We start from the raw sequence: 7,408 nt of genomic DNA, 5'->3' as shown, positions 1-7,408 counted from the left end.
GCGCTACACAGAGACAGGATGGCTATGACCTCAATGGACGTGTCATTCGTGTCATCAACGGCGCGGAATCAGTCTTAAGCTCTCTCCGCGCCAAATTCGTCGAGCCTCCCTTGGCCATGACGGCGGACATCGTGGTCGCGGCAGGTGCTACAGATCTAGGTGTTCCGAGCAATGTCGTTCGCTCGGGGCGGCCGGGTGACGTCGTCCGGCCTGAGACCGGTGGGAGATGGCTCGACTTGCCCAGTGCCCGGGCGGAGCTGAACATCTGATGGATATTCAAACTCAAGCTGAAATCGTCTTGCGAGACGCCCAATACGAGACGTGGACCTGGACCGGATCAATCGCGCCAGTGACCTGTTTCGAGAGCGCGGCCCTGCTCGGGTTCGTCCACGTATTCGAGACTGCGAGTAAGCTTTTGGAGGGGTGGAAAACGAGCCAGCAGTCGGCACTGGCGCGGCATGCTCCCTCGCTCCGCGTGGCCGGCTCCAAGGCCTGGAATGTCTATTCGGTTTTTCTGACCAGCGATCCGGCGGCTTCGCATACACGAGCCATAGAAAGAATAGAGGAGGACTTCTCGCTCACGCGCAAGATCGCCCGGGCGTCAGTAACCACGCCAGATGACGTAGAGCGCGCCCTTTTGCCGCTGATCTCTATCCGATCAAAGCCATTGCTAGGGGCTTCGAACTTCGAAAATCGGCTTCGAAGCCGGCTCAAGGACATCCCGCACGATGCTGTCACTGCCTTTTTGAATGACACGCCGAGCATTGAAGTTGCCCGGATCTTAGGGGCAATCTCATGAGGCTCGACTTTATAGAGATCTCCGGATTTCGAGGCTTCCGGGACAAGGTAAGGGTGAGCTTCGGTCGAGGTTTTACGGTCATCACCGGCCGAAACGGCGTCGGTAAAAGCACTCTTTGCGACGCAGTTGAGTTCGCAATCACCGGCTCAATTGACAAATATGCAGTGGAGAAGGCGGCGAAGGAAAGTATCAGTGATTATTTGTGGTGGCGGGGCGACGGCACACCAAGCGCACACTACGTCACTGTCTCATTCATCACTGATAGCGGGGAGCCGTTTACGATAACGCGCACGCGCGAATCTGGCTCGAATCGTTCGGAGGGCGAGATTCGCTCGGCTTTGTGCGCCGAGCCAGCCCCCGAGGACGCGCTCAAACAACTAGCGCGCACATCGATCATCCGAGATGAGTGGATTGCTGCACTCAGCCTCGATCTAACTGAAACTGAGAGGTTCGACCTCGTCCGCTCAGCTCTTGGGGCACTTGAAGGTTCGGCGTCCGGCGCCAAAGCCAAGGAGGTTGTCGCCGCCGCCGAGGCGGCGCACACCCGGAACGATGCGGCATACGAAGCTGCGCGATCGAAATTATCTGATCGACTCGTTCAGCAGTCAGAGGCTCAAGCCACTCTGACCAGATCCGGCGATGTGGCAGCTGCCCTTCAGGTGGTCGCGGCCGCAGTCCCAAATGCACCCACGGAGCTCGCAGCTCGCATCGCGGCAGGTCGGCGAGCCCTTGCTGATCGCCGCGGGCAACTCAGTCGAATGGGCGAAGCTCTTGTGCTCGGTCGGGACGTAGCACTTCGACAGCAGGCGTTTAACGCACCGGCCGCGGTTGCCGAGAGGCAACGGGCGTCAGATGCCTTGGAACGCGCAAGACAGGCAAAAGACGCGGCCGACGATGCAGTCGCGGGGGCAGAACGCCGCTTGGCAAAAGAGGAAGCGACCGACGCAATCGCGGCTTCCCTAACACTTCTCGTCGAGCACGGAGAAAAGCTGGGGCTTCATAATGATCGCTGCCCTCTCTGTGCAGCCACGCGCACGTCTGAAGAATTCGCTTCTGGCCTTGAAGCCGCCCGCCAGCGTATTGCAGCGTTGTCCTCAGAAGTTCGGACCGCACGCGAGGCCTTGGCGATCGCCAAGCTAAATGCACGCGAACCCGCAGCGACTTTCCAGGCAGCTGAGGCCAAAGTCGTGGCCAACGCGGACGAGCAGCAAAGATTGCGGGCGCAGGAACTGGCTCATGTGGAATTCTATGACAAAGCAAGTCTGGACCACCGCTTCATCCAGGATCCTGACGGGTTGGAACAAGAGATCGCTCGAGAACGCGATCGACTCATCGAACTCGAACGAGCACTTCTTATTCTTGATGCCTCGCAGTCTGTATCCCGGATATCTTCTATTGAGGGCCAGATCGCCGCGCTTCGAGACGAAATCGAAAAGCTCGCCGACGCGGTAAGTCGTTCGCAGGCTGCACTTGCATCCGCTCGCGAAATTGAACGATCGGTCAGACGCGTGATCGCCGAGATCATCGATGAGAGGCTGGCCCAAATCAGCCCCCTACTGAACGAGCTGTATCAACGTCTGCGCCCGCATGCCGACTGGAAAACCATCGACTACAGCATCCGCGGGGACGTTCGCCGGTTCCTGAGCCTAAGAGTTGGAAAGGGGCTGAATCCGCAGTTTGTTTTCAGCAGTGGACAGCGCCGAGCCGCAGGCCTGGCATTCCTTCTATCTGTGCATCTGGCTCGCGCGTGGACGCCTTGGCGCTCGCTTCTCCTCGACGATCCCGTTCAGCACATCGATGACTTCCGTGCTCTTCAGCTTGTGGAAGTCCTCGCCGCGCTTCGGCTCGACGGCCGCCAAATTGTCTGCGCCGTGGAGGATCCAGCATTGGCTGATCTGCTGTGTCGGCGCCTGCTAAGCACGTCAAACGAAGGCGGGCGACGCCTCGATATAGATCTTGGTCCTCAGGGATCGACGAATGTTGTCAATGATGTGGAAATCCCACCTATGCCTGTTAGAGTATTGCGTAGCAGTTCTGGCTTGCAGGTAGTCGGCGGCGTCTGAGGCGGTTGGCCATGATCTCTGGAGCTCGCGCATCATCCGTGAGATTGTCTTGACGCAAACATCTGAAATTTCCGACAGAATAGCTCATTAAGAGGCGTGTGATTTCGCAGCAGAATCAAATGTCGATCCGACAAACGTTTCGCTCAACCTGAATTGAATCCAACTAGGTTTCTTTGTCGGAATGGATTGCCCCCCGCTCTGAGCGCGCAAATGGATTCGGCTTCAAGTTGCGATCTGATTGAGGGTTGCCCGGCGTCCCGAACGCAGTGAGCATCTTCTAAGTTATTGATATTTCTTGTTGTGGCGGTCGTTCCCTCCCGTTTTGTTCACGGTCGTTTCACCCAATTCGTTGCGATTTCGTTGCGGCGTTCTCCTACGGCGGCGACCCGGACCAGAAGCGAAGTCCAATACTGGAGCCATTGTCAGTTGCGTAGGTTCAAATCCCGGAGACGCAACCACCGATACCGACATTCGCTGTTAGTCGCTATTTAAAAAACTGGTGCCTCGGGGCGTTTTGCGGTCGAAGAATAGTTGCCTCCGATCGAGTGAGACCTCAGTCAACAGCGGGCCCTGACTAGGTCCGTCTTGAGACGCAGGAGCAACCTCGCTATTGCGCGCTGATCACTTGGGACGCCCCATGCCGGGGTCCAGGGGATTCGGCTCATAGCCTTCGGCAATCCAGAATTTCATTGCAAATACATCGCGCGTAGCGATCTTCCAAACTCCCGACACGCGTCGATACTCATCACGATAGTTCACCGGTGCGAGAAGCATTCGTCCGTCTGCAAGCCAGTGGAAGCAGGGAATGAGGCAGGTTCCGATTGCCGTGTCGGGCCCAGTAAACGAAACTCGAACATTGCCGACCGGATGTTGCGTCGCAATGTATCCGTAGCCCGTGAAATAGGTTCGCACTGCCTGCGCCACACCGACGGGACCGCCTGGCCCCATGGGCTGCGAAGGTCCTGATGGGCCAGCAAGAAATAAACGAAGCTTGGCGTCCTCATGGATGGCCTGCCCGAAGAGTTTCGTCGCCTCATCGAGCACCGGGTCAGAATCGCCGACTTTTACCGGGTTCCCGCCGATCAAGTCTACGGCTGCCCCGTAGATGTAGGCCACATCCGCAATTCCAAGCCGATCCAGGGCTCGATCCGCTCCTTCCTGAGTTCGAACTGCAAAATCCTCGTTCATTTTTCTTCCCCTGTTTAGGCATCTCAGAGTCGGCAACCGAGTTCAAAGCAGGATCAACATATCTCGGCGAACTTCGCCTCAACCGTTTTCTGGTCCGCTTGCCATGCCTTGAATGTGTCGGCGGCGCCGAGTGGATAGCTATCCTCATCGCCCTCTTCGATACCCTGGATGATCGCTGTAGCTACATCGCTCGGCAGCGCCTTCGTTTTCTCCAGTCCCTTCACCATATCCGCGTCTATGGTCGTGGGGAAAACGTTGATGACAGAGACATTCTTCGGCCTCAGGATGGGCCGGAGCGACATCGCCATAGACCAAGAGGCCGGCCTTGGATGCATTGTAGCCAGCAAAAATCGGCGCAGGAACAAGCGAAAGAAAGCTGCGGATGTTGACGATCTCACCTCCGCCATTCTTTGCCATGGATTCCGCGAACGCTCGGCTCATCGCGAACGTTCCGTGGAAATTGGTGGCAAAGTTCCTATCAAGAGCCGCTTCCGTCGTCGCCAGCGGGCCCTCAAAGTCGAGAACCCTAGCGTTATTGTTCAGAAGGGATACGTCCGCCTTTATGACGGCATCAGCGATCTGAGCCGGGCTTGTGAGGTCGAGCTGCAGACACTCTATTCGAGAGCCGTATCGTCCCTTGAGCGGAGAAAGCGTGGCGGAGTTCCGCCCCGTCGCGAATACGGTCTTGGCCCCCGCATCGATCAATGCATCGATAAGACAACGACCGAGCCCTCGATTGGCGCCGGTTACTAGCGCAGCCCTGTCATTCACCAGCATGGCCGACGATCTCCCGAAGATATCTTTTGACAGCAAACTAGAGCTACATTCCCTCCGAGGGGAAGTGTCGGGCCCGCACGACAATCGTGCCGTAACTGCCGCAATTGCATTGATCCGCGTTTTACGATCAGCCGTACCGAGATCGATGGAGACAGCACTCGTTTCGGGAAGGATCACACCGAAGCGCGATTTCTTGGATTGGTCCAGGTGGATGTGACCGTGCTCCACGCTCCCTGATTGGCCCGTTTTGGGCGACCGCTGTTGCCGAGTTTGGACTAGGGAGATGCCATAACGGGACGGTGAACACTCCGAGTACCGAACGATCGGAAGAATCCCGCTTTCTGAACCGCCATTTCCCTATTTGAACTGAACCCGGGACTGCTATAACCTGTATACAGTTTCGCATAGATTCAGGCTTTTGAGGTCCGTGGTGCTTTCAAAGGAACAATTTGCGAATGTACAGGAAATAGCCGCCGGGGCTGCAGACGAAGAATCTTCGCAGTCAAATCTCAACATCGCCTATGAAAAAGTACGAACCGCAATCTTGCGCACAGACCTTGAGCCCGGCAGTGTGGTTTCACAAGTCAAGTTGGCCAAATCGCTCGGCGTCAGCAGAACACCGCTTCGCGAAGCGCTGCGGCTGCTGCAGCGAGAGGGCTTGATCGAAGCCCAGCACAACCAGCGCGTCAAGATTGCGGGCATGTCTATCAGTGACATGGAAGAGCTCTATGCGCTACGTATCGCGACCGAGTCCCTGGCTCTGAGGTTTAGTGTTCCGCGCCTTACGAATGAGGATTTCGGAGCGCTGCACAAGCTCATTAAGGAGATGGACGTCAACATGGAGCGGAATGACGTCGATGGTTGGGAGATTCCGCATCGCGAATTCCACCGCAGGCTCATCTGTCGCGCCGGACCGCGCAGCGAGCGTCTGATCGATGCACAGTCGGATCATGCCGAACGCTATCGCCGGGCTTTCATCATGCAGGGAACTCATGGATGGGCAACAAGCGCCCAAGAACACAAGGCGATACTGCAGTCGTGCGAAAAAGGCGACGTGAACGGCGCCGTCGAGGGACTTGCCCGACATCTGGCGCGAACTTCGCTTGCGATATTCCTTAGTCAGTCCCCGGAGTTCGAACCCACCCTGGTTCGGCTAGCGTTGAAATCGGTGCTGGGCGGGACACGGTTGCCAGCAGGCTAACTCGTTGACTCGGCATGATCTGCTTCCGAGATCTGCGCGTACGGTACGCTGCGCGACAACTACGACTGGGCCAGCCTGAGAAGCTAACATCGGCTTCGCCGACATCACATCCTACCGTGCAGAGCGCGACGGCTATGACGCCATCGCGCTCTGCGGCCGCGCATCAGTTTTACTCTATGTACTGGCGGCTTGCGTCATAAGGGCCATTTCGATCTTGTCCGCCTCGTTCGCCGAACGAACGTCCCGCGCCGTCATTACGACCAACGCGGAAAGCAGGCAGGGGATCGACCCGAAAAGAAGGGCCGCAAGCTGGTAACCTCCGCCGGCCGACAACACCTGCGCGATGCCGAAACTACCGATGGTCGCGCCGACCGGTCCAACACCCACCACAATCGACGCGCCAGTCCCGCGAACGGCGGAAGGAAAGCTTTCGCCAACAAAGAACAGGACGCACGCATATGGTCCGATCAGGAAGAACATTCCGATCGCATAGAGCGCAATCACGATCACCTCACTGCTCGGTCCGTACAGCATCGCAGTGAAGGTAATAGCCGCACAAACCCAGCCGATGGCAATCGTGTTGCGACGGCCGAGGCGGTCGCCAACCGCGCCATGGACCAAATAGCCGATAAAGCCGACAAAGTTTGAACCAACCAGAATAAGCAACGAGTTCTCGAAAGTGATTCCGTGAACGGAAGTGATCACGGAAGTTCCCAGGATTCCAAATATCAAAACCGGCATCCACCCAAGGATATGGGTTAGGGTGAGGCCGAGGGTCGGACGGAGTGCGGCGCCTTTGAAGGCGTCGGAATATGTCGACGTTCCGGAGTGGTGTTCGGCTATGTTGTAGCTGCGCCCGAGCTGGCCGGCTCCCATATTGTCTCCTTCTGCGCGCAAAATGCGCACGCGCCTCAGCACCTCAAAGTGAGGACTCTCCCGCAGCCAGAAAGCGAGAACCGCGATGACCGCCGACATGATGCCTGCGACGACGAAGACGCCCTTCCAGCCGATGCTCGAAAAAAGTAATGCGCTGAAGCCGGCGGCCATCAAAGCGCCGATCGGCCAGCCGCCCTGGACCAATCCATAGATAGAGCCACCCTTTTCGCGAATTCGCGGGTTTGCGGCCGACGAATAGAGTTCGCTAAGGTAAGCGCCGTTGACGCCTTGCTCGGCATAGCCCAACCCAGCCAAAGCGCGGATGATGATGAGCGGGACAAGGCCGAGTTGACCTGCAAGCGCTGTCAACATCGAAAAAATCGCTGCTCCTCCGACAGTAAACATCACGCCGGCACGCCGTCCAAAGCGGTCGACTACAGGGCCACCGGTCAAGGCGACAAAGATCACCCCAATCGACACCCAGCCGTTGATACTGGCCTGCTG

The 7,408-nt window shown here is 57.4% G+C and carries 7 protein-coding genes and 1 pseudogene; 4 read left to right on the top strand and 4 right to left on the bottom strand.

The window, feature by feature from the left end; translation table 11 throughout:
- The 3 genes and pseudogenes from AC1D00_RS18540 to AC1D00_RS18530 all read left to right on the top strand — a co-directional run.
- Positions 1–269: pseudogene (locus AC1D00_RS18540) on the top strand (SIR2 family protein); the annotation flags it as partial.
- On the top strand, positions 269–799 hold the full coding sequence (locus AC1D00_RS18535; protein ID WP_477011649.1) for a hypothetical protein: 531 nt from the start codon (positions 269–271) through the stop codon (positions 797–799). The pseudogene AC1D00_RS18540 and the gene AC1D00_RS18535, both read left to right, overlap by 1 nt.
- Entirely contained in the window at positions 796–2,862 is a 2,067-nt protein-coding gene (locus tag AC1D00_RS18530; RefSeq protein ID WP_477011648.1) for an AAA family ATPase, read from the top strand. Before AC1D00_RS18535 ends, AC1D00_RS18530 begins: the two co-directional genes overlap by 4 nt.
- Positions 2,863–3,483: 621 nt before the next feature.
- Here the strand turns inward: AC1D00_RS18530 and AC1D00_RS18525 are convergent.
- From AC1D00_RS18525 to AC1D00_RS18515, 3 genes are read right to left on the bottom strand one after another with little or no spacing between them, the layout of a single operon-like run.
- Complete coding sequence (locus AC1D00_RS18525) at positions 3,484–4,050, bottom strand: nuclear transport factor 2 family protein (RefSeq protein ID WP_477011647.1); 567 nt, start codon at positions 4,048–4,050, stop codon at positions 3,484–3,486.
- A 53-nt stretch (positions 4,051–4,103) separates the two neighbouring features.
- Positions 4,104–4,277, bottom strand: a complete 174-nt coding sequence (locus AC1D00_RS18520) for a hypothetical protein (RefSeq protein WP_477011650.1) — start codon at positions 4,275–4,277, stop codon at positions 4,104–4,106.
- On the bottom strand, positions 4,195–4,827 hold the full coding sequence (locus AC1D00_RS18515) for an SDR family NAD(P)-dependent oxidoreductase (protein WP_477011646.1): 633 nt from the start codon (positions 4,825–4,827) through the stop codon (positions 4,195–4,197). Before AC1D00_RS18515 ends, AC1D00_RS18520 begins: the two co-directional genes overlap by 83 nt.
- Before the next feature lie 430 nt (positions 4,828–5,257).
- On the opposite strand from AC1D00_RS18515, the gene AC1D00_RS18510 reads away from it, so the two are divergent.
- A complete protein-coding gene (locus AC1D00_RS18510) occupies positions 5,258–6,028 on the top strand; it encodes a GntR family transcriptional regulator (RefSeq protein WP_477011645.1) in 771 nt (256 codons plus the stop codon).
- A 174-nt stretch (positions 6,029–6,202) separates the two neighbouring features.
- Here the strand turns inward: AC1D00_RS18510 and AC1D00_RS18505 are convergent.
- Positions 6,203–7,408, bottom strand: a 1,206-nt coding sequence (locus AC1D00_RS18505; protein ID WP_477011644.1) for an MFS transporter, incomplete at its 5' end; no start/stop codon positions are given.

The organism is Bradyrhizobium sp. P2_E8, assembly GCF_056403875.1.
The sequence above is the reverse complement of the archived record's forward strand: the minus strand, read 5'-3'. Positions and strand labels throughout refer to the sequence as shown.